Origin of the sequence: Streptomyces sp. SAJ15, from assembly GCF_007595705.1 — a bacterium.
Classification (GTDB): domain Bacteria; phylum Actinomycetota; class Actinomycetes; order Streptomycetales; family Streptomycetaceae; genus Streptomyces.
Genome location: NZ_NISY01000001.1, coordinates 407,353 through 426,700 on the forward strand (window position 1 = coordinate 407,353; position 19,348 = coordinate 426,700).

Sequence of the window (19,348 nt, forward strand, 5' to 3'; positions counted from 1 at the left end):
CCGCCCGCGGGCCGCCCCCTGATTCGCGAGGAGGGGGCCGCGCGTGGACCGGTCAGTGCGCGGGCTGCTGCCGGGTGGAGATGGTGACGCCGGCGGCCACACACGCCCCGCAGACCAGCCCGGCCGCCAGCACGGCCAGCGTCCCCGCCCAGGTGCACGCGAGCACCAGCACCGCCGTGAGAGGCAGGATCGCCTGCCCGACGCCCCGTTTGTAGTGCCGGGAGTGCAGCAGCCACACCGTCGTCAGATACAGGGCGGTGGGCACTGTGACGGCCGCCGAGGCGGCGAGCGTCGAGATGTGCGCCTTGTCGACGGCCTGCTCCACCGCCACCTCGATGCCCGCGCCGATGGCCGCCGCCGAGCCGAAGACCAGATAGTGGCCGTACCCCCACAGGAACGCCTCCCGATTGGAGGCCAGATGCTCATGGATGGGCACCGCGAAGTAGATCCACCAGGCGGAGAAGACGATCAGCAGCCCGCCCAGGGTGATCGGCCACAGCAGGCCCAGTTCGTCGGTCTCGTCCAGCGCCGACTGCACCGCGACGGTCGCCGCGAAGATGGTCTCGCCCAGCACGATGATGGTGAACAGGCCGTACCGCTCGGCGATGTGGTGCGGATGCCAGGTCGTCTGCCGCACGCGCTCCGCGAACAGCGGCACGCTCAGCTCGACTATCGCCATCGCGAGGAAGAGCCACTTCTTGGACGCGTCGGGCAGGAACAGCAGCCCCAGCCAGCCGACCTGGCACAGCGTCACCCCCTCCGCGTAGCGCAGCGCCGTGGTCCGCTCGCCCCCCGTGGTCGACCGCGCCGCCCGTAGCCACTGCGAGACCATCGCCAGCCGCATCACCAGATAGCCGAACCAGACGACCGTGAAGTCGTTGTCGTTGAAGGCACGCGGCACCCCGGCGGAGAGGATGAGCACACCCGCGATCTGGATGAGTGTGACCACCCGGTACGGCACATCGTCGATGTCGTACGCCGAGGCGAACCAGGTGAAGTTCATCCAGGCCCACCACACGGCGAAGAAGACCATCAGATAGCCCTGGACGCCGGCGCTGACATGCCCCTCGGCCACCGCGTGCACCAGTTGGGCACCCGCCTGCGCGACGCCCACCACGAAACACAGGTCGAAGAAGAGCTCCAGCGGAGTGGCCGCACGATGGCTCTCGTCCCGACGGCGCGCGGTCATCCGGCGCAACGGCGCGGCGGGGCCGCCGCGGCCGAAGCCCTGCCGCTCCCCACCAGCGCCGGAGGCGCTGATCGGCGGTGGCTCACCCGCCGGGCCACCGGGCCCGCGGGGCTCGCTGCCGGTGTCGTCGTCGCTCATATCGGATGCCCCTGCCGACGTGCGGAGTGCGGTGATATGTCTGCTACACGAAAGATGATCCAATACCTTGCGATCCGGCGCGACGTATATCGGACGTTGAGCAGACGTTGATCGTCGACCGGAAGGCTCTGCGGCATGCCGATAGCCCCCGCCCGAAGGAAGAACGCCGTGTCCCGTTTCGCTCGGACGGAAGAGCAGCCAGCCCTGGCCGCCGCCGCCCGGCAGGCCGCCAGGGTCGCGCTCCGCTGGATCAGCGACCCGGGCGGCGCCGAGGAGCTGACGCACGCCGAGCTGTTGGACCAGGCGGCTCGGGCGGCGGCGGCCCTGGAACGGCTCGGGGTCCGGGCGGGGGACCGGGTGGCGGTGCACCTGCCCCTGGTCCCCGAGTCCGTGATCGTCACCCTTGCCTGCGGCCGGCTCGACGCCGTGCGCTCCAGCATCCCGGTCGGCGTCCCCGCCCAGCAACTCCGCGAGCGCGTCCGCGAGTTGGGAGCGGCGGTGCTGATCACGGCCGACGCCGAGCAGCGCGGCGGCGAGGTGCAGCCGCTGAAGCCCGTCGTCGACCGCGCGCTGGCCGGTGGCGGTTGCCCCGATGTGCGCAATGTCCTGGTCGTCCACCGCGCCCCGCGCCCCGTGTCGTGGACACCGGGTCGCGACCTGTGGTGGCACGAGGCCCTGGGCTGACCGGAGGGCGGGCCGGCAGGCTGACCGGCGGGTGGACCGATGGGTCGACCGGTGGGTGGACCGGTGGGCGCGGGCTGCGATGCGGGCGGCCCGGGCGGGCGGTCGTACTCTGGACGTATGAGTACCGCCCCCGCCCCTGGACCGCGCGATCCGGCCGCAGCGTTGATCTTCGACGATCCTCTCGCCCAGCAGTCCTCGGACGATACGGACCACGGGTGGGGTGAGCGGGCTCCCGGCGGCGCCGACAGCGCCGCCGATCTCGCGCGCTTCCTCGACGAGAAGCCGCCCCACCACCTGTAGGGCTCGGGCGCCCCTACCGGCGCTCCGACTCGGACACGCGCGGAGTCTCGCCGGCGCCGTTCCGCTGGGCCGCCAGCTCGACGGCGTCGTTCCGCTGGGCCACCAGCGCGTCGCGGATCTCCCGCAGCAGCTCGATCTCGGTGGCCTCCACTTCCGCGTGCGCCTCGTCCTCCCGTCGCTCCTTGGCGGCCTTGCGCGCCAGATAGCGCGCCATGGGCAGCACCATCAGGAAGTAGACGACCGCCGCGGTGATCAGGAACGTGAGCACCGCGCTCAGCACCGAACCCCACAGGATGGGGATGCCGCGGATCACGTCGCCCGCCGCGTTCGTCTCGCAGGGGCCCTTGAGGCACGAGCGGTACCTGTCCAGGTCCTTGGTGCCGAAGGCGCCGACGATCGGGTTGATCACGCCCTTCACCAGGCTGTTGACGACCGCGGTGAACGCGGCGCCGATCACGACCGCCACGGCCAGGTCGATCACGTTCCCGCGCATCAGGAAGGCCTTGAAGCCTTCCAGCACGCTCTTCTTCTCCTCGGGCACCCCGCCCCCTCGTTCTGTTCTCGCGCCGCTCCAGGTGATTGCGAGGAAGTCTGGAACGGGGCCTTCCGCACTGCACGGCAGCGTAGGACCTGGCGCTCCACATGCCCACCCCACCCCGGAGAACAGCGAGCAGCCGACGGAGAAGGGTCAGCACAGCGTCACCGCCAGCCGTGCGGTGACGGACGCGCCGGCCAGCGTAGCGGCGGTCGCGCGCGGCACCGCGAGCACCACCAGCGCACCCTCGCCGACGCCGCTCCCCACCTCACCCGCGAGACCGCCATCGGTGAGATCGCCGTCGGCGAGGCCGCCGGAGGCCGCCGCGTCGTCCGCCGCGCGATCCGCCGCGTCGGCCCGCGCCCCGGGCACCTGGGCCACCCGCGCGCCACGCGCGACCACACGGGGTTCCGCCGAACCGGCCGCCGCCAGCACGTCCACCCGGTCGCCCGGGCGCAGCAGCCGCGCCGCCCCCGCGTCCGCGATCCGCACCGGTGCCGACACCAGGTCGGCGCGGTGCCGAGCCGGTCCTTCTCCCGACTCCCGCGCCGCGGCGGCGTGTGACGTCACACGGCGGTCCGCCGGGTCGCTTCGCGCCGCACCGTGCGAGGCGGCGACCGCGAGTGCCGCGGCCGTCATCGCCAGACCCGCCGCCACCGGCCGCTGTCGTCGTCGCACGCCCCGCCGCGTTCGGTGCCGGTGAGGTGCCCAGCCGCGGCGCCGGACGCGCACCGGGCCGAACTCCGGCACCTCGCGGACGGGCGGGGCGGAGCGGGGGAAGAGCGTTGAGGACGCCGAGGACGCTGAGGACCTCAAGGACGTGGGGGACGTGGAGAGAGCGGAGGCGGAGGAAGCCGGGTAGGCCGGGTGCGCCGAGAGGGCGGAGGAGGCTGAGAGGGCGGAGGAGGCCGAGAGGGCGGAAGGGGAGGAGGGCCGGACGGACATGGCAGACACCGCCTGTCGCGAGGGAGTTCGGTCCCCTCACGATGCCCGTCCCCGACCGATCCCGCTCCGGCCTGTGGACGACCGAGCGCCTGTGGACAACTCGGTCATCCGCATGGGTGAGCCACCCCGTGTTCAGCTCGCTCGGCGGGACAGCGGGCTCCCTGTGGGTCCGCTCGCCTCGTGGCCCCCTACCCCCGTCCCGGTACCGTGCCCGTGCCTTCCCCGTGCGCGGGCTACGGGATGTCGATCCCCAGGTCCCAGCCGTCGTGCGCGCGGCTGCACAGGCAGTCCCGGCCTCGGGAGTCCGGGAGCTCGCGCACGGTGTCGAAGAGGACCTCGCGCAGCCGCTCCAGGTTCTGGGCGAAGACGTGCATCACCTCGCCGTGCGAGACGCCCTCGCCGGTCTCGGTGCCCGCGTCCAGGTCCGTGACCAGCGACAGCGAGGTGTAGCAGAGCTCGAGTTCACGGGCGAGCACCGCCTCGGGGTGCCCGGTCATCCCGACCACCGACCAGCCCTGTGCCGCGTGCCAGCGCGACTCCGCGCGGGTGGAGAAGCGCGGGCCCTCGACCACGACCATCGTGCCGCCGTCCACCGGCTCCCAGTCGCGCCCCCGCGCCGCCGCGAGCGCGGCCTTCCGTCCGGCCGGGCAGTACGGGTCGGCGAAGGTCATGTGCACCACGTTCGGAACCCGACCGTCCGGCAGCGGCTCCCCGTCGAAGAAGCTCTGTGCGCGGCTCTTCGTGCGGTCCACCAGCTGATCCGGAACGAGCAGCGTGCCCGGGCCGTACTCGGGCCGCAGTCCGCCGACGGCGCAGGGGCCGAGCACCTGCCGTACGCCGAGCGAGCGCAGCGCCCACAGGTTGGCGCGGTAGTTGATCCGGTGCGGCGGCAGGTGGTGCTTGCGCCCGTGGCGGGGGAGGAAGGCGACCCGCCGGCCCGCGATCTCGCCGAGGAACAGCGAATCGCTCGGCGGCCCGTACGGAGTGTCCACCGTGATCTCGGTCACGTCATCGAGGAAGGAGTAGAACCCCGACCCGCCGATGACCCCTATCTCAGCCCGCGCGTTGCTCGTCTCGACCATGCGCACACCCTAGCCGCGCGGGTGCGGCCGCCGGCGCCCGCGCGTACGCGCACGCACGCGCCGAACGCGGCCTGGCCGCCTACGTGCTCCCTGGCGCCCGCGGATACCCGCACGCACACGCACGTCGGCCCCCGTCGTCTCGCGGGGAGACGACGGGGGCCGACGGAAGGCGATGCCCCAGGCATGGCCGGTGTGGCCACTCGGGCGGTGCCGGGCGGTGTCAGTCGCGTCAGGCGGCCGAGCCGCTGCCGGTCGACGTCGAGGCGGACGACGACCCGGTCGACGACGAAGACGAGGTCGACGAGGCAGACGACGCGCTGGAGCTGCTGTCGCTCTTCGACGAGGTCGTGGACGACTTGGCGGGGGTGCTGCTCGACGAGGCACCACGGCTGTCGTTCCGGTAGAAGCCGGAGCCCTTGAAGACGATGCCGACCGCGGAGAACACCTTCTTCAGGCGTCCCTTGCAGTTCGGGCACTCGGTCAGCGCGTCGTCGGTGAACTTCTGCACCGCCTCAAGGCCTTCGCCGCACTCGGTGCACTGGTACTGATAGGTCGGCACTTACTCCTCCTGGCACTCTCACTCAATGAGTGCTAACGACGTTCCATAGTGCAGTATTCCTGCGCCTCAGTCCACTGAGACGGTCACACGGTGACCGACCCCACCCCGCGCATCCCCGTCCGACTGCTCCTTCGCGGCGCCCGCGGCCGAGGAGCCGGCCACCCGGCCGGTCGACGCGGGGGTCAGCTGTCCGCGCAGCGACAGCAGGACGATCAGGGCCAGCCCGGTGCCGATCAGCGGGACGGTGAAGCCGGCGTGGGAACCGAAGCCGTCCGCCAGCTGGCCGGCGGTCGTGGCGGCCGCCGCCTGGCCCAGCGCGACCGCGCCGGTCAGCCAGGTGAACGCCTCCGTGCGGGAGCTCGCCGGGACCAGCGACTCCACCAGCGTGTAGCCGGTGATCAGCGCCGGCGCGATGCAGAGGCCGACCAGCAGGCCGAGGCCGCCCAGCAGCGGCACCGCCTGCGCCGCCCACAGGGGCGCGGTGGCGAGGGTGAGCAGCGGGTAGGCGATCAGCAGTCGCTGCTGCGGGCCGCGGCGCCAGTGAATCGCGCCACAGGCGATGCCGGCCATCATGTTTCCTGCCGCGAAGACGCCGTACAGGACGCCGTTGATGCCTGGCTGGTCGATCTCCTGGGTGAAAGCCGTCATGGAGACCTGCATGCCGCCGAAGACCGCGCCGATGCCCAGGAAGATCGCCGCCAGCACCCGTACGCCCGGAACCGAGAGCGCGGAGCGACGCTCCTCGCCGTCGACGGCCGCGCCGGCCGCCGCGAGGCTCGGCCGCGGCTGGGTGCCGCGCTGCGCGGCGAACAGCAGGCCGCCGATCACCGTCAGCGAACCCTCGGCGATCAGACCGGCCGCCGGGTGCACACCGGCGCACAGCGCGGTCGCCAGCACCGGGCCGATCACGAAGGTGAACTCGTCCGTGACCGACTCGAAGGCGGCCGCGGTCGCCATCAGGGGCGAGCCGTCCAGCTTGGCCGCCCAGCGGGCGCGGACCATCGGACCGACCTGCGGAACCGAGGCACCGGCCGGCACGGCCGCCACGAAGAGCGCCCACAGCGGGGCGTGCAGCAGCGCCAGGGTGATCAGCAGGCCGATCGCGGAGGCGTGCACCAGGACGCCGGGCAGCAGCACCGCGGCCTGACCGAACCGGTCCGCGAGCTTTCCGCTCTGCGGGGCGAAGAGGGCCATGGAGACACCGGCGGTCGCCGACACCGCGCCGGCCGTGCCGTAGGAGCCCGTGGTGTGCTCGACGAGCAGCACGATGCCGATCGTGAGCATCGCGAACGGCTGGCGGGCGAGGAAGCCGGGGAGCAGGAAGGTCCAGGCGCCCGGGGTGCGCAGCAGCTGCCCGTATCCGGGGCGCTTGCCTTCGGCTGCCGAAGGTTCGGGCGCGTCGGGATGCGACGACGCCTTACGAGGGGTGACCGTGGACGCCACGGCCGAGCCTTTCTGCCGTCTGGTAGCACGCCCGACCGGATCTCCCAGGGAGCGCGCCGAGAGCTGTCCTCTCTCGCGCGGGACCGTGGTAGATACCGGACCAGTCACCCATCAGACGGGGGGACGGTGGCCGCCGTGCGGTCGCGCCAGCTCTGCATCAGACAGAGTTGGTGTGATTAGTGCCCGAATATGCTAACCGGCGCCTCCGTTTTGGCAACCGTGCTTCCGCTTCGGGGTGATCCCTCGCCTGTGATGCGCGTCTCCGCGCCTTCCGCGCGACGACCTGCGCCTTCCGCGCGACGCCTGCCCTCCGCGCGGCCCCCGGCGCCTCCGCGCGACGACCTGTGCCTTCCCCACGACGCCTGCCCTCCGCGCGGCCACCGGCGTCTCCGCGCCTTCCCCACGACGCCTGCCCTCCGCGCGGCCCCCGGCGCCTCCGCGCGGTCGCCGACGTCTCCGCGCGGCCGCCGGCCTCTCCGGCCACCCCACGGGCCGGCGGCCCGGGCGTCCTATCCGCGTCCGCCGTTCCGGCCGCCTCGACCGTCCCGCTCCCGGCCTTCGCCCCGCCTCCGGCGCTCCGCCCGCTCCCGCGATACGGGGCGCTGGTCGAGCGTCTCCTGTCCGCCGGTGCCCAGCCAGCCGGCGAGCTTGCCGCCCGCGCCGACAGCCCGTAGCCGGGACTCGACCGCGTCCCGTACCGGGTCCGTGGTCACCACCAGCAGTTCGTCACCGCGCCGCAGCACCGTGGACGGCGAGGGCACGAAGCTCGTCCCGTCCCGTACCACCAGGGTGACCGCGGCCCCGGTGGGCAGGCGCAGCTCGGAGACCTCCACGCCGTGCATCTTCGATGCCTCGGGGATGGCGACCGACAACAGGTGCCCGCGCAGCCGCTCCAGGGGCGCGGACTCGATGCCGAGGTCGGACGTCGTGTCCTTCTCGCCCAGCCGCAGCCGGGTGGCCACCCAGGGCAGGGTCGGGCCCTGGAGGAGGGTGTAGACGATCACCAGCACGAAGACCATGTTGAAGATCCGCCTGCTGTCGGCCACCTCGGCGACCATGGGGATGGTGGCGAGGATGATCGGCACCGCGCCGCGCAGTCCGGCCCAGGAGAGCAACGCCTGCTCCCGCCATGAGGTGCGGAACGGGGTCAGGCTGACCAACACCGACACCGGCCGGGCCACCACCGTCAGGGCCAGTCCGACCATCACCGCGGGCCAGAGGTCGTCGCCCAGCTCGTGCGGCGTGACCAGCAGGCCCAGCAGCACGAACATGCCGATCTGGGCGATCCAGCCGAGCCCCTCGGCGAAGCCGCGCGTGGCCGGCCAGTGCGGCAGCTTGGCGTTGCCCAGGACGAGCGAGGCGAGATAGACGGCGAGGAAGCCGGAGCCGTGGGCGAGCGCGCCGGCCGCGTAGGCGACGACCGCGATGGCCATCACCGCGATCGGGTACAGACCCGAGGCGGGCAGTGCGATGTGGCGCAGCCCGTACGCCCCCAACCAACCGACCGCGAGGCCGATGGTCGCGCCGATCGCCAGCTCCAGCGTGATCTCGCCGATCAGCTGGTACCAGTGGTCGACGGGGCCATGGGCGGAGAAGGCCACCACCATGATGACGACCGGGGCGTCGTTGAACCCCGACTCGGCTTCCAGAACACCCGTCAGGCGGGAGGGGAGGGGAACCCTGCGCAGCACCGAGAAGACCGCCGCCGCGTCCGTGGATGAGACCACGGCGCCGATGATCAACGCCTGTTTCCAGTCGAGCCCCACGACATAGTGCGCGGCCGTCGCGGTGACGCCCACGCTCACCGCCACGCCGACCGTGGCCAGGGCGATCGCGGAGGGCAGGGCCGGTTTGATCTCCCGCCACTTGGTCCCGAGACCACCCTCGGCCAGGATGACGACCAGCGCGGCATAGCCGAGGACCTGGGTCAGCTGGGCGTCGTCGAAGGTGACGCCGATGCCGTCCTCGCCCACGACCACGCCGATGGCGAGGTAGATGAGCAGCGTGGGCAGCCCGCTGCGCGAGGAGACCCGGACCGCGATGACGGCGATGAGCAGGACGAGCGAGCAGAGCAGCAGGAGTTGGTTGAGGTGCTGGACAGTCAGGGGCCGATCCCTTCTGCGCATTTCGGCCGAAACGTTTCGCTGCGGCCACCGAAACTTCGTTTCCTTACCTAACATTTTACGGGTTCTTGACGCGAGCCTCCTCGTCGGTCCTCTCGTCGGGCCCCTAGTCGACCCCGCGCGGAGCCGCCTTCGGCGACCTCTGGCCAGATCCGCTGAAGGGCGGCGCGGCCGCTGCGCCTATGGTTGCTCCAGCACTCCAGGACCACCCTGCCCCTCGAAGGACAGCGATGCCCGCCAACGAAAACGGCCCCTCTCGAAAGAAGAAGGGCCGCCGTGTCCGCCTGCTCGTGATCGCAGTAGTGCTGCTTCTCGTGGCGGGTGTCGGTTACGGCACGTACTGGAGCGTCAGCACCGTACGCGCCTCTTTCCCGGAGACCACCGGAACCCTCCAGCTCAAGGGACTCTCCGGGAAGGTTCAGGTCAAGCGTGACGGCTACGGGATCCCGCAGATCTACGCCGACACCCCCGAGGACCTCTTCCGCGCCCAGGGCTACGTGCAGGCGCAGGACCGCTTCTGGGAGATGGACGTGCGCCGTCACATGACGGCGGGACGGCTCTCGGAGATGTTCGGCGAGGACCAGGTGGAGACCGACGCCTTCCTGCGCACCCTGGGCTGGCACCGGGTCGCGCAGGAGGAGTACGACAAGAAGCTGTCGGCCGCCACGAAGAAGTACCTCCAGGCCTACTCCGACGGAGTCAACGCGTACCTCAAGGACCATCAGGGCAAGGAGCTCTCGGTCGAGTACGCGGCCCTGGACTTCGTGCACGAGGGCTACAAGCCGGAGAAGTGGACCCCGATCGACTCCGTCGCCTGGCTCAAGGCGATGGCCTGGGACCTGCGCGGCAACATGCAGGACGAGATCGACCGCGCGCTCGCCTCCAACCGCCTCAGCCGCAAGCAGATCGAGCAGCTGTACCCGTCCTACCCGGTCGACCGCAACAAGCCGATCGTCGACGGCGGCGCGGTGGACACCATCACCGGGGACTTCGACCCGAAGGGGACCCCGCCGACCGGCGCCGCCGGCGACGCGCAGGGCACCCCGGGCGCCGACGTCCCGGGCGCCACCAACCCCGGCACGCCCGCCGGCACCCCGGGCGGCGCCCAGGGGGCCACGCGGGGCGGCACCCAGGGCACGAACACCCAGGGCGCCAACCAGGCCGCCCAGACCAACCAGGCCACCCAGGGCGTCCAGACCCAGCTCGCGGGGCTCTCCAAGAGCCTTGAGGAGGTCCCGGCGCTGCTCGGCCCCAACGGCAGCGGCATCGGCTCCAACTCCTGGGTGGTCTCCGGCGCGCACACCACCACCGGTAAGCCGCTGCTCGCCAACGACCCGCACCTGGCCCCTCAGCTGCCGTCCGTCTGGTACCAGATGGGCCTGCACTGCAACAAGGTGAGCCAGGCGTGCCCGTACGACGTCGCCGGCTTCACCTTCTCCGGGATGCCGGGCGTGGTCATCGGCCACAACAAGGACATCTCCTGGGGCATGACCAACCTCGGGGCCGACGTGACCGACCTCTATCTGGAGAAGGTCACCGCCAACACCTACCTGTTCGGCGGCAAGCAGAAGCCGTTCAAGATCCGCAAGGAGACCATCAAGGTCGCCGGCGGCAAGGACCGTACGATCACGGTCCGCTCCACCCGGAACGGCCCGCTGGTCTCCGACCGTGACGACGCGCTCGACCACGAGCTGGACAAGGTCGGCGAGAACGCCCCGGTCGGCAACGTCGCCCCGGACCGCGGCGACGGCTACGCGGTGGCGCTGCGCTGGACCGCGCTGGAGCCGTCCAAGACCATGGACGCGGTCTTCCAGCTCAACACCGCCAAGAACTTCTCCGACTTCCGCAAGGCGGCCCGCGACTTCGCCGTCCCCTCGCAGAACCTGATCTACGCCGACACCGAGGGCCACATCGGCTACCAGGCCCCGGGCCGGATCCCGATCCGCGGCGACGGCAAGGCCACCGGCCCCAAGCCCGACGGCCGCTACCCGGCGCCCGGCTGGGACCCCGACTACCAGTGGACCGGCTACGTGCCCCAGGACGCCATGCCCTGGGACTACGACCCCAAGCGCGGCTACATCGTCACCGCCAACCAGGCCGTGATCGACCAGGAGAAGTACCCCTACCTGCTCACCAACGACTGGGGCTACGGCGCGCGCAGCCAGCGCATCACCGACCTCATCAAGTCCAAGATCAAGGACAACGGCAAGATCTCCATGGACGACATGCAGTCCATGCAGATGGACAACAGCAGCGAGATCGCCGAGCTGCTGACGCCGCTCCTGCTGAAGATCGACATCAAGGACGAGTACGTCCGCGAGGCCCAGCAGCTGCTGGAGGGCTGGGACTACACCCAGGACTCCGACTCGGCGGCCGCCGCCTACTTCAACGCCGTCTGGCGCAACACCCTGATGCTCGCCTTCGGGAACAAGCTGCCCAAGGAGATGCGCGTCGAGGGCCAGTGTCTGCGGGTCCGCCCGGCCGACGACTCCGGCCCGGTGGAGGACCTGGACGGCAACACCCGTACGGTCCGCGAGTGCGGCCAGCGCGACGCGGACTCGGCGCAGCCCGACGGCGGCGACCGCTGGTACGAGGTGGTCCGCTCGATCCTCGACGACAAGAAGAACGAGTGGTGGAAGACCTCCGGCACCAAGGCCGACCCCGGCGCCACCAACCGCGACGAGCTCCTGGCCAAGGCCATGAAGGACGCGCGCTACGAGCTCACCGCCAAGCTCGGCAAGGACATCGACGGCTGGAGCTGGGGCCGGCTGCACCGGCTCACCCTCAAGAACCAGACCATGGGCAAGGAGGGCCCCGGCGCGGTGCAGTGGCTGCTCAACCGCGGCCCCTGGAACCTCAGCGGCGGTGAGGCGGCGGTCAACGCGACCGGCTGGAACGCGGCGGGCGGCTACGAGGTCTCCTGGGTCCCGTCGATGCGGATGGTGGTCAACCTCCAGGACATGGACAAGTCGCGCTGGATCAACCTGACCGGCGCCTCCGGTCACGCCTACCACGACCACTACACCGACCAGACGGACAAGTGGGCCAAGGGCGAGCTGCTGCCCTGGGTGTTCAGCAAGAAGGCTGTCGACGAGGGCACCGACGACGAGCTGGCGCTGACGCCGTGAGCGCGACCGGGCTCCCCTGGACGCGACCGGGGTCCGGGCGTGACCGGGACGCCCAAAGGGCGCTGGACACCCAGCGTGACCAGGACACCCGGCGTGACCGGGACCCCGCGAGCGCGGTGGACATGACCGTCTGACGCGGTCGGGAGCCGACACCCGAACAGCCCCGCTGATCATCGTTTTACGAGATCGGCGGGGCTGTTTCCCTTTCCGCCGCCGGGGTGAACCGGTAATTCCAGCGGCGGTGAAGACGCCTCGGCCGCCCGGATAGGCGCGGCACCCATTACCCGCGTTACCCGCGCCTATTTCAGCGCGGCGGCTCCGTAAACCTGTGGATCGCCGAGGGCGTCACCGCCGCCTGCACCGGTCGGTCATGCGGGTCGCGAGGCACCGTCTCCAGCAGTTCGGTGTCGTAGAGCAGCACCACCAGGGCCGGGTGGGCGCCCGCCGCGGCGATCCTGGCCAGGACCCGGTCGTAGGAGCCACCCCCGCGTCCCAGGCGGATCCCGTGCCGGTCGACGGCGAGTCCGGGCAGCAGCACCGCGTCGGCGTCGAGGACCGCGTCCGGCCCCAGTCGTCCCCCGTCCGGCTCCAGCAGGCCCCTGGAGGCGCGGCGCAGCCCCTCCGCGCCCCGGTAGACGCCCCAGTCGAGATCGTTGTCGGGCAGGAGCACGGGCAGCAGCACGCGCACGCCCCGCGCGAGCAGCGCGTCCAGCAGCGCCCGAGTGCCCGGCTCGCGTCCGACCGACACATACGCGGCGACCGTCCGCGCGTCGGCCAGCTCCGGCAGCTCCGCCGCGCGCCGCGCGAGGGCCGCCTCGGCCGCCTCGACGTCACCCGTTGGCAATCCGGACCTCACCGAAAGGAGGTGTCGTCGCAACTCCGCTTTATTACCGTCAGTCGTGATCACGTGAGTGCACAAATTCCTTGTCTCATGTCATATTCTCCGGACCGTCATCATCTGCCCAAAGGCACCGGATAGGGTTCGGGGCATGACTCAATCGCGTACTCGGATCAGCAAGGCTGTCATCCCTGCCGCCGGTCTTGGAACCCGCTTTCTCCCGGCCACAAAGGCCACCCCCAAGGAGATGCTGCCGGTCGTCGACAAGCCGGCGATCCAGTACGTCGTGGAGGAGGCCGTCACCGCCGGCCTCTCCGACGTCCTCATGATCACCGGCCGTAACAAGCGTCCGCTCGAGGACCACTTCGACCGCAACTACGAACTCGAAGAGGCGCTGACCCGCAAGGGCGACGACACCCGGCTCGCCCGCGTCCGCGAGTCGAGCGAGCTGGCGACCATGCACTACGTGCGCCAGGGCGACCCGCGCGGGCTCGGCCACGCGGTGCTCTGTGCCGCCCCGCACGTCGGCGACCAGCCCTTCGCGGTCCTCCTCGGCGACGACCTGATCGACTCCCGCGACCCGCTGCTGTCCCGGATGGTGGACATCCAGGAGCAGCACGGCGGCAGTGTCATCGCCCTCATGGAGGTCGAGCCGGCCCAGATCCACCTCTACGGCTGCGCCGCCGTGAAGCCGACCCTCGAGGAGGGCGTGGTCCAGGTCTCCGGGCTGGTCGAGAAGCCCACCGCCGCCGAGGCGCCCAGCAACTACGCCGTCATCGGCCGTTACGTGCTCGACCCCGCGGTCTTCGACGTGCTGCGCACCACCGAACCGGGCCGCGGCGGCGAGATCCAGCTCACCGACGCGCTCCAGGCGCTGGCCGCGGATCCGGGCCTCGGCGGCCCGGTGCACGGCGTCGTCTTCAAGGGGCGCCGTTACGACACCGGCGACCGTGGCGACTATCTGCGTGCCATTGTCAGACTTGCGTGCGAACGTGAAGACCTGGGACCCGAGTTCCGGGACTGGCTTCGCCGTTACGTCACCGAGGAGATGTAGCACTTTGAGCAGCACCGCAGCGCAGGCCGCCGAGCACGACCCCCGCCCCGACTCCGACGCCGGCTCCCCGGGCACGGGGGCGCCGGGCGGGGCGGACGACCGGACCGGCGCCGCGGAGCGGGACAGCGCGCCGCGGGACCGCGCCGAGGGCCGGGCGGCGGAGCACCGAGGCGCGGCCGGGGTCGCCGACCGGGACCCCGAACGGGACTCCGACCCTGCCGAGGGTCGGCCCGCCGACGTCGACAGGGCTGAGGGCATGGCGACGGCCGCCGAAGGCGGGGCCGAAGCCGGGGCTGACGCCTCCGTCGATGCGGAGGCCGCGGACCGGGTGTGGTCGGTGGACGAGCATCTCGCCGACATCCTGGAGCGGGTGCGCCCGCTGGAGCCGATCGAGCTGAGGCTGCTCGACGCCCAGGGCTGCGTCCTGGTCGAGGACGTCACCGTGCCCGGCGCCCTGCCGCCCTTCGACAACAGCTCCATGGACGGCTACGCGGTCCGCGCGGCCGACGTCGCGGGCGCCTCCGAGGGGCACCCCGTGGTGCTCAAGGTCATCGGCGATGTCGCCGCGGGCAGCGGTCGGCTGCCCAAGGTGGGCCCCGGCCAGGCCGCGCGCATCATGACCGGCGCGCCGCTGCCGCCGGGCGCCGAGACGGTGATCCCGGTGGAGTGGACCGACGGCGGAGGCGGAGCCGGCCCGGTCACCGGCATGCGGGCGCACAGCACGGCCCCCGAGGGCGCCGGCGGGCAGGTGCGCGTCCACCGCGGCGCCGAGGCGGGGCGGCATGTCCGCAGGCGCGGCAGCGACGTCGGCGCGGGCGAGCTGGCGCTCCCGGCCGGCACGGTCCTGGGGCCCACCCAGATCGGCCTGCTGGCCGCGATCGGCCGGGCCACGGTCACCGTCCGCCCCCGGCCGCGGGTCGTGGTGCTGTCCACCGGCAGTGAGCTGGTGCCGCCCGGTGAGGAGCTGACCCCCGGCCTGATCCATGACTCCAACAGCTTCCAGCTCACCGCCGCCGCGCGGGACGCGGGCGCGATCGCCTACCGGGTGGGCGCGGTCGCCGACGACGCGGCCACGCTGCGGTCCACCATCGACGACCAGCTGGTCCGCGCGGACGCCATCGTCACCAGCGGCGGGGTGAGCGTCGGCGCGTATGACGTGGTCAAGGAGGCGATGGACGAGGTCGACTTCCGCAAGCTGGCCATGCAGCCCGGCAAGCCGCAGGGCTTCGGCAAGGTCGGCCCGGACGGGATCCCGCTGCTCGCCCTCCCCGGCAACCCGGTCAGCGCCTATGTGTCCTTCGAGCTGTTCGTACGGCCCGTGATCCGCACCCTGCTGGGGCTGCCGTCGGTGCACCGCACCACGGTGCGGGCCGTGTGCACCGAGGGCATCGCCTCCTCCCCGGCCGGCCGCCGCCAGTTCCTGCGCGGCTGGTACGCGCCGGAGCCGGGCGCGGAGGGCGCCCCCGCGCGGGGCACGGTCACCCCGGTGGGAGGGGCCGGCTCGCACCTGGTGAAGGCGCTCGCGCACGCCAACGCTCTGATCGTGATCGAGGAGGACACGACCGAGGTCGCGCCCGGCACCGAACTCGACGTCGTCCTGCTCGGCTAGGCCCGCCCCGCTGCGGGTACGGTGTCCTCCCATGACAGCCGCACGGCCCCGCCGATGGCCCCCGCCACCCGGCCCGGCCGGCGGGCCCGGACCGGGAGAACGATGAGCAGCCCCCAGGACCATCTCACCCATCTCGACCAGGCCGGCGCGGCGCGCATGGTCGACGTCTCGGCCAAGGAGGTCACCGCGCGCACCGCCCGCGCCAGCGGCCGGGTCCTCGTCTCACCACGCGTGGTGGAGCTGCTGCGCGGCGAGGGGGTGCCCAAGGGCGACGCCCTCGCCACCGCCCGGATCGCGGGCATCATGGGAGCCAAGCGCACTCCGGAGCTGATCCCGCTGTGTCACCCGCTCGCGGTGTCCGGCGTGACGGTGGACCTGTCGGTGGCCGACGATGCCGTGGAGATCACCGCCACCGTGAGGACCACCGACCGCACGGGAGTCGAGATGGAGGCCCTGACCGCTGTCAGCACGGCGGCGCTCACCGTGGTCGACATGGTGAAGGCGGTCGACAAGGCCGCGGTGATCACGGACGTACGGGTCGAGGAGAAGACCGGCGGAAAGTCGGGAGATTGGCACCGCGCATGAAGCCACCGGGCACAGCGGCCACGGCCATGAAGGCCATGGAGACGGACGCCCCGCACACCACCCTCGCCGCCGCGGCCGCCGCGGCCGCCGCAGCCGCCTCGTCCGGCTCGGACGCGCCGGACGTACGGAGGCCGGTGGCGGAGCGTGTGCCGACGCCGCCGGAGTCGGGGCGGGTCCCGGCCCCCGGGGCGCCGGCGGCGGCCACGGACGTCCATGACGAGGCCGCGCGGGGCGGCACCGCCCCGCAGGCCCGGCGGGCTCTGGTCGTCACCGCCTCCAACCGGGCGTCCGCGGGCGTCTACCCGGACAAGGGCGGCCCGTTGCTGGCGGCGGGCCTGACGGACCTGGGCTTCGCGGTGGACGGCCCGCGGGTGGTGCCGGACGGCGACCCCGTGGAGCGGGCGCTGCGCGAGGCGGTGGCGGCGGGGTACGCGGTGGTGGTCACCACCGGCGGCACTGGCATCTCGCCCACCGACCGCACTCCCGAGGCCACCCGCCGCGTCCTGGACTACGAGGTGCCCGGCATCGCGGAGGCGATCCGCGCCGAGGGCCTCGCGAAGGTCCCCACGGCCGCGCTCTCCCGGGGCCTGGCCGGAGTCGCCGGGAGCACCCTGATCGTGAACCTGCCGGGCTCCACGGGCGGGGTGCGGGACGGGCTCGCGGTGCTGGGCCGCCTGCTGACGCACGCCGTCGAGCAGCTGCACGGCGGCGACCACCCCAGCCCCGCCGACGCCGGCTCAACGGGCGGACCGGCCGACGCCGTATCGCCGGGTGGCTCCCCGCGCGGGACCTGTCACGCCGGGCCGCCGAGCGCGTCTTCCGGTCCCGGCTCGTCGAGTGGACCCGCCGGGCCCGAAGGCTCGGGTGACCTTCCAGGGAGCCCCAGCTGAACGCCCCCTGGCCGATCGAACTGGCGGACGGCGACACCGTCCTCCGCCCCATAAGGATGCGCGACCAGCGCGCCTGGCGTGAGGTCAATCAACGCAACCGCGAGTGGCTGCGCCCCTGGGAGGCGACGATCCCGCCGCCTCCGCCGGGCGGCCCGGTCACCCAGCGCCCCACCTACCGGCAGATGGTGCGCCATCTGCGCGCCGAGGCGCACGCCGGACGGATGCTGCCGTTCGTCATCGAGTACCGGGGGCAGCTGGCCGGACAGCTGACCGTGGCGGGGATCACCTGGGGCTCGATGTGCTCCGGCCACGTCGGCTACTGGGTGGACGAGGCGGTCGCCGGCCGCGGGGTGATGCCGACGGCGGTGGCGCTCGCGGTGGACCACTGCTTCCGCACGGTCGGGCTGCACCGCATCGAGGTCTGCATCCGGCCGGAGAACGTGCCGAGCCGCCGGGTGGTGGAGAAACTCGGATTCCGCGAAGAGGGGCTGCGCCCCCGCTATCTGCACATCGACGGGGCCTGGCGCGACCACCTGGTGTTCGCGCTGACGGCGGAGGAGGTGCCGGAGGGGCTGCTGGCGCGCTGGCACCGGACCCGGCCTGGGGCTTCCGGCACGGCCTCGCAGAAATAAAAAATGTGTTCGAAATGAGTCATCAATTGAACACAATTCCTGTCTGCTCATCTCAACAATCACAAAAAATGTTCGAGATATCAGCCAGATCGTGCGACACACCGCGCCAATTGGCGGATGGGCTCGCGCGGACCCCTCTACCGTGTCACCGTGAGCAGCAGTGGCCTCATCTACGCCGTCATCGTCGGGGCCTGGGCCGCCTACCTGGTGCCCATGTGGCTCCGTAGGCAGGACGAGCTCAACGAAGCCCGTCCGACGGAACGCTTCAGCACCGCCATCCGGCTCTTGTCCGGTAGGGCGGGGATGGAGCGCCGTTACGCCAAGGACCTGGAGGCTCGCGCCGCCGAGGAAGCGGACCCCCCTCACTCGGGGGCGGATCCCGTGGAACCCGAGCGGAGCGTGGCCGACCCGGACGCCGTGACCGACCTGGTCGACGTCCGGGCCTTCGTCGACCCCGCAACCGGCGCGGACCTCCGCCCTGGTGCGGACCTCCGCCCCGGCGCCGAGCCGCGGCCCGGTGTCGAGCCCCGGCCGGGGGTCGACACCGCGACCGGTCCGGAGCCGGTGGCGCCCGAGGTCCGAGAGGCGAGAGCGGCCCGGCGGGGTGAGGCTCCGGCGATCCAGCGCATGCGCCGCGCCAAGGTCCTGGCCCGGCGTCGCCGGACGACGGTGATGCTCTTCCTCGCCTTCACCCTGGGCGCGGTGGTCGCCGCCGTCGGCGGCCTCGCCTTCCTGTGGGCTCCCGCGGCGCCGGCCGTGCTGCTCAGCGCCTACATCGCCCATCTGCGCGTTCAGGAGCGCCGCCGGTTCACCTTCACCATGGACCAGCGCCGCGCCGAGCTGGCAGCCCAGCGGCTGCGGGAGCGCCAGCTGCGCCCGCGCCCCGCGGCGGCCGACCCGACCGCCGTCACGCTTCCGGCGGCCCGCGCGGTCGGCGAGGAGTCGCACCCGCCGCACGCCGCCCACCCCGCCCCGTCCCGCCCGGAGCGCGAGCCGCTGGCGGCTCCTCCGGAGCCCTCCGCCTCGGCGCGGGCCCTGGTGGAGCAGACCGACCACGCTGAGTGGGTGGACCAGCAGCGGGAGCGCGAGCGTGGCCCGGCGGTGGGGGAGAGCTGGGAGCCGGTCCCGGTCCCGCTGCCCACGTACGTCACCGCGCCGGTCGCCCCGCGCGCCACCGGCAGCGTCGACCTGGACGCGCCCGACGCCTGGAGCTCGGCCCGCTCCAGCGCCGCCGAGCCCACCGCCGACCCGGACCCGGCGCCCGCCCCCGCGCCCCGCGCGGGCACCGCCTCCGCCGCGGCCCGCCGCTCCCGCGAGCGCGGCCGCACCCCGCTCTTCGACCAGTACGCCGACGAGGACCGCCCCCGCGCGGCGAACGAGTGACGGCCCCGCTCCACTGACCAGCGAGGAACGGATTTCCAAGCACCCGGATGGGGATGCTAGAGTTTCACTCGTTGCAAGGGCCTGTGGCGCAGACTGGTAGCGCACCTCGTTCGCATCGAGGGGGTCAGGGGTTCAAATCCCCTCAGGTCCACAACACGGTGAGATCCCGCCCGATCTGATAGATCGGGCGGGATCTTCGCTTTTCCGGGGTTCTCTTCCCGCCGCGTCCGC

General features: G+C 72.4%; 17 protein-coding genes and 1 tRNA gene. 10 read left to right on the top strand and 8 right to left on the bottom strand.

All coding sequences use genetic code 11. From position 1 onward, the window contains the following. Positions 1–52: 52 nt before the first annotated feature. Positions 53–1,327 carry a low temperature requirement protein A gene (locus CD790_RS01800; RefSeq protein ID WP_144381172.1) on the bottom strand — a complete coding sequence of 425 codons (1,275 nt, stop codon included), beginning with the start codon at positions 1,325–1,327 and terminating at the stop codon, positions 53–55. Positions 1,328–1,495: 168 nt separating this feature from the next. Here CD790_RS01800 and CD790_RS01805 point away from each other — a divergent pair, with 168 nt between their 5' ends. Both CD790_RS01805 and CD790_RS01810 read left to right on the top strand, forming a co-directional pair. Beyond that, positions 1,496–2,011 carry an AMP-binding protein gene (locus CD790_RS01805; RefSeq protein WP_260867273.1) on the top strand — a complete coding sequence of 172 codons (516 nt, stop codon included), beginning with the start codon at positions 1,496–1,498 and terminating at the stop codon, positions 2,009–2,011. Between the two features lie 117 nt (positions 2,012–2,128). Then, a complete protein-coding gene (locus CD790_RS01810) occupies positions 2,129–2,311 on the top strand; it encodes a hypothetical protein (protein WP_144381174.1) in 183 nt (60 codons plus the stop codon). Between the two features lie 13 nt (positions 2,312–2,324). Here the strand turns inward: CD790_RS01810 and mscL are convergent, their stop codons facing one another. From mscL to CD790_RS01840, 6 genes are all read right to left on the bottom strand, one after another. Then, positions 2,325–2,852 (bottom strand): large conductance mechanosensitive channel protein MscL, encoded by a 528-nt coding sequence (gene mscL, locus CD790_RS01815; protein WP_144381175.1) that lies wholly within the window; start codon positions 2,850–2,852, stop codon positions 2,325–2,327. 147 nt (positions 2,853–2,999) lie between these two features. After that, the gene (locus tag CD790_RS36550; RefSeq protein WP_313956448.1) at positions 3,000–3,416 is read right to left on the bottom strand and encodes a hypothetical protein; all 417 of its coding nucleotides are present in this window, start codon (positions 3,414–3,416) and stop codon (positions 3,000–3,002) included. Positions 3,417–4,024: 608 nt separating this feature from the next. Next, the gene (locus CD790_RS01825; RefSeq protein ID WP_144381177.1) at positions 4,025–4,873 is read right to left on the bottom strand and encodes an S-methyl-5'-thioadenosine phosphorylase; all 849 of its coding nucleotides are present in this window, start codon (positions 4,871–4,873) and stop codon (positions 4,025–4,027) included. 229 nt (positions 4,874–5,102) lie between these two features. After that, on the bottom strand, positions 5,103–5,432 hold the full coding sequence (locus tag CD790_RS01830) for an FmdB family zinc ribbon protein (RefSeq protein ID WP_144381178.1): 330 nt from the start codon (positions 5,430–5,432) through the stop codon (positions 5,103–5,105). 66 nt (positions 5,433–5,498) lie between these two features. Then, complete coding sequence (locus CD790_RS01835) at positions 5,499–6,875, bottom strand: MFS transporter (RefSeq protein ID WP_399216807.1); 1,377 nt, start codon at positions 6,873–6,875, stop codon at positions 5,499–5,501. 509 nt (positions 6,876–7,384) lie between these two features. Beyond that, on the bottom strand, positions 7,385–9,001 hold the full coding sequence (locus CD790_RS01840) for a potassium/proton antiporter (protein ID WP_144381179.1): 1,617 nt from the start codon (positions 8,999–9,001) through the stop codon (positions 7,385–7,387). Between the two features lie 227 nt (positions 9,002–9,228). Between CD790_RS01840 and CD790_RS01845 the strand changes: the two genes are divergently transcribed. Beyond that, the gene (locus tag CD790_RS01845; RefSeq protein ID WP_144381180.1) at positions 9,229–12,126 is read left to right on the top strand and encodes a penicillin acylase family protein; all 2,898 of its coding nucleotides are present in this window, start codon (positions 9,229–9,231) and stop codon (positions 12,124–12,126) included. Between the two features lie 304 nt (positions 12,127–12,430). On the opposite strand, the gene CD790_RS01850 is transcribed toward CD790_RS01845, so the two are convergent. Beyond that, on the bottom strand, positions 12,431–13,033 hold the full coding sequence (locus CD790_RS01850) for a 5-formyltetrahydrofolate cyclo-ligase (protein WP_144381181.1): 603 nt from the start codon (positions 13,031–13,033) through the stop codon (positions 12,431–12,433). An 82-nt stretch (positions 13,034–13,115) separates the two neighbouring features. Here CD790_RS01850 and galU point away from each other — a divergent pair, with 82 nt between their 5' ends. From galU to CD790_RS01885, 7 genes are all read left to right on the top strand, one after another. Beyond that, on the top strand, positions 13,116–14,018 hold the full coding sequence (galU, locus tag CD790_RS01855) for a UTP--glucose-1-phosphate uridylyltransferase GalU (protein WP_144381182.1): 903 nt from the start codon (positions 13,116–13,118) through the stop codon (positions 14,016–14,018). Between the two features lie 256 nt (positions 14,019–14,274). Next, complete coding sequence (glp, locus tag CD790_RS01860) at positions 14,275–15,627, top strand: gephyrin-like molybdotransferase Glp (RefSeq protein WP_144381850.1); 1,353 nt, start codon at positions 14,275–14,277, stop codon at positions 15,625–15,627. A gap of 102 nt (positions 15,628–15,729) precedes the next feature. Next, positions 15,730–16,212 carry a cyclic pyranopterin monophosphate synthase MoaC gene (gene moaC / locus CD790_RS01865; protein WP_144381183.1) on the top strand — a complete coding sequence of 161 codons (483 nt, stop codon included), beginning with the start codon at positions 15,730–15,732 and terminating at the stop codon, positions 16,210–16,212. 146 nt (positions 16,213–16,358) lie between these two features. After that, the gene (locus CD790_RS01870) at positions 16,359–17,102 is read left to right on the top strand and encodes a molybdenum cofactor biosynthesis protein B (protein WP_144381851.1); all 744 of its coding nucleotides are present in this window, start codon (positions 16,359–16,361) and stop codon (positions 17,100–17,102) included. Beyond that, positions 17,099–17,734, top strand: coding sequence for a GNAT family N-acetyltransferase (locus tag CD790_RS01875; protein WP_144381184.1), 636 nt, complete (start codon positions 17,099–17,101; stop codon positions 17,732–17,734). The genes CD790_RS01870 and CD790_RS01875 overlap by 4 nt, the downstream gene beginning before the upstream one ends. Before the next feature lie 150 nt (positions 17,735–17,884). After that, positions 17,885–19,117, top strand: coding sequence for a hypothetical protein (locus tag CD790_RS01880; protein ID WP_144381185.1), 1,233 nt, complete (start codon positions 17,885–17,887; stop codon positions 19,115–19,117). 77 nt (positions 19,118–19,194) lie between these two features. Then, positions 19,195–19,268 (top strand) — tRNA-Ala (locus tag CD790_RS01885). Positions 19,269–19,348: the final 80 nt, after the last annotated feature.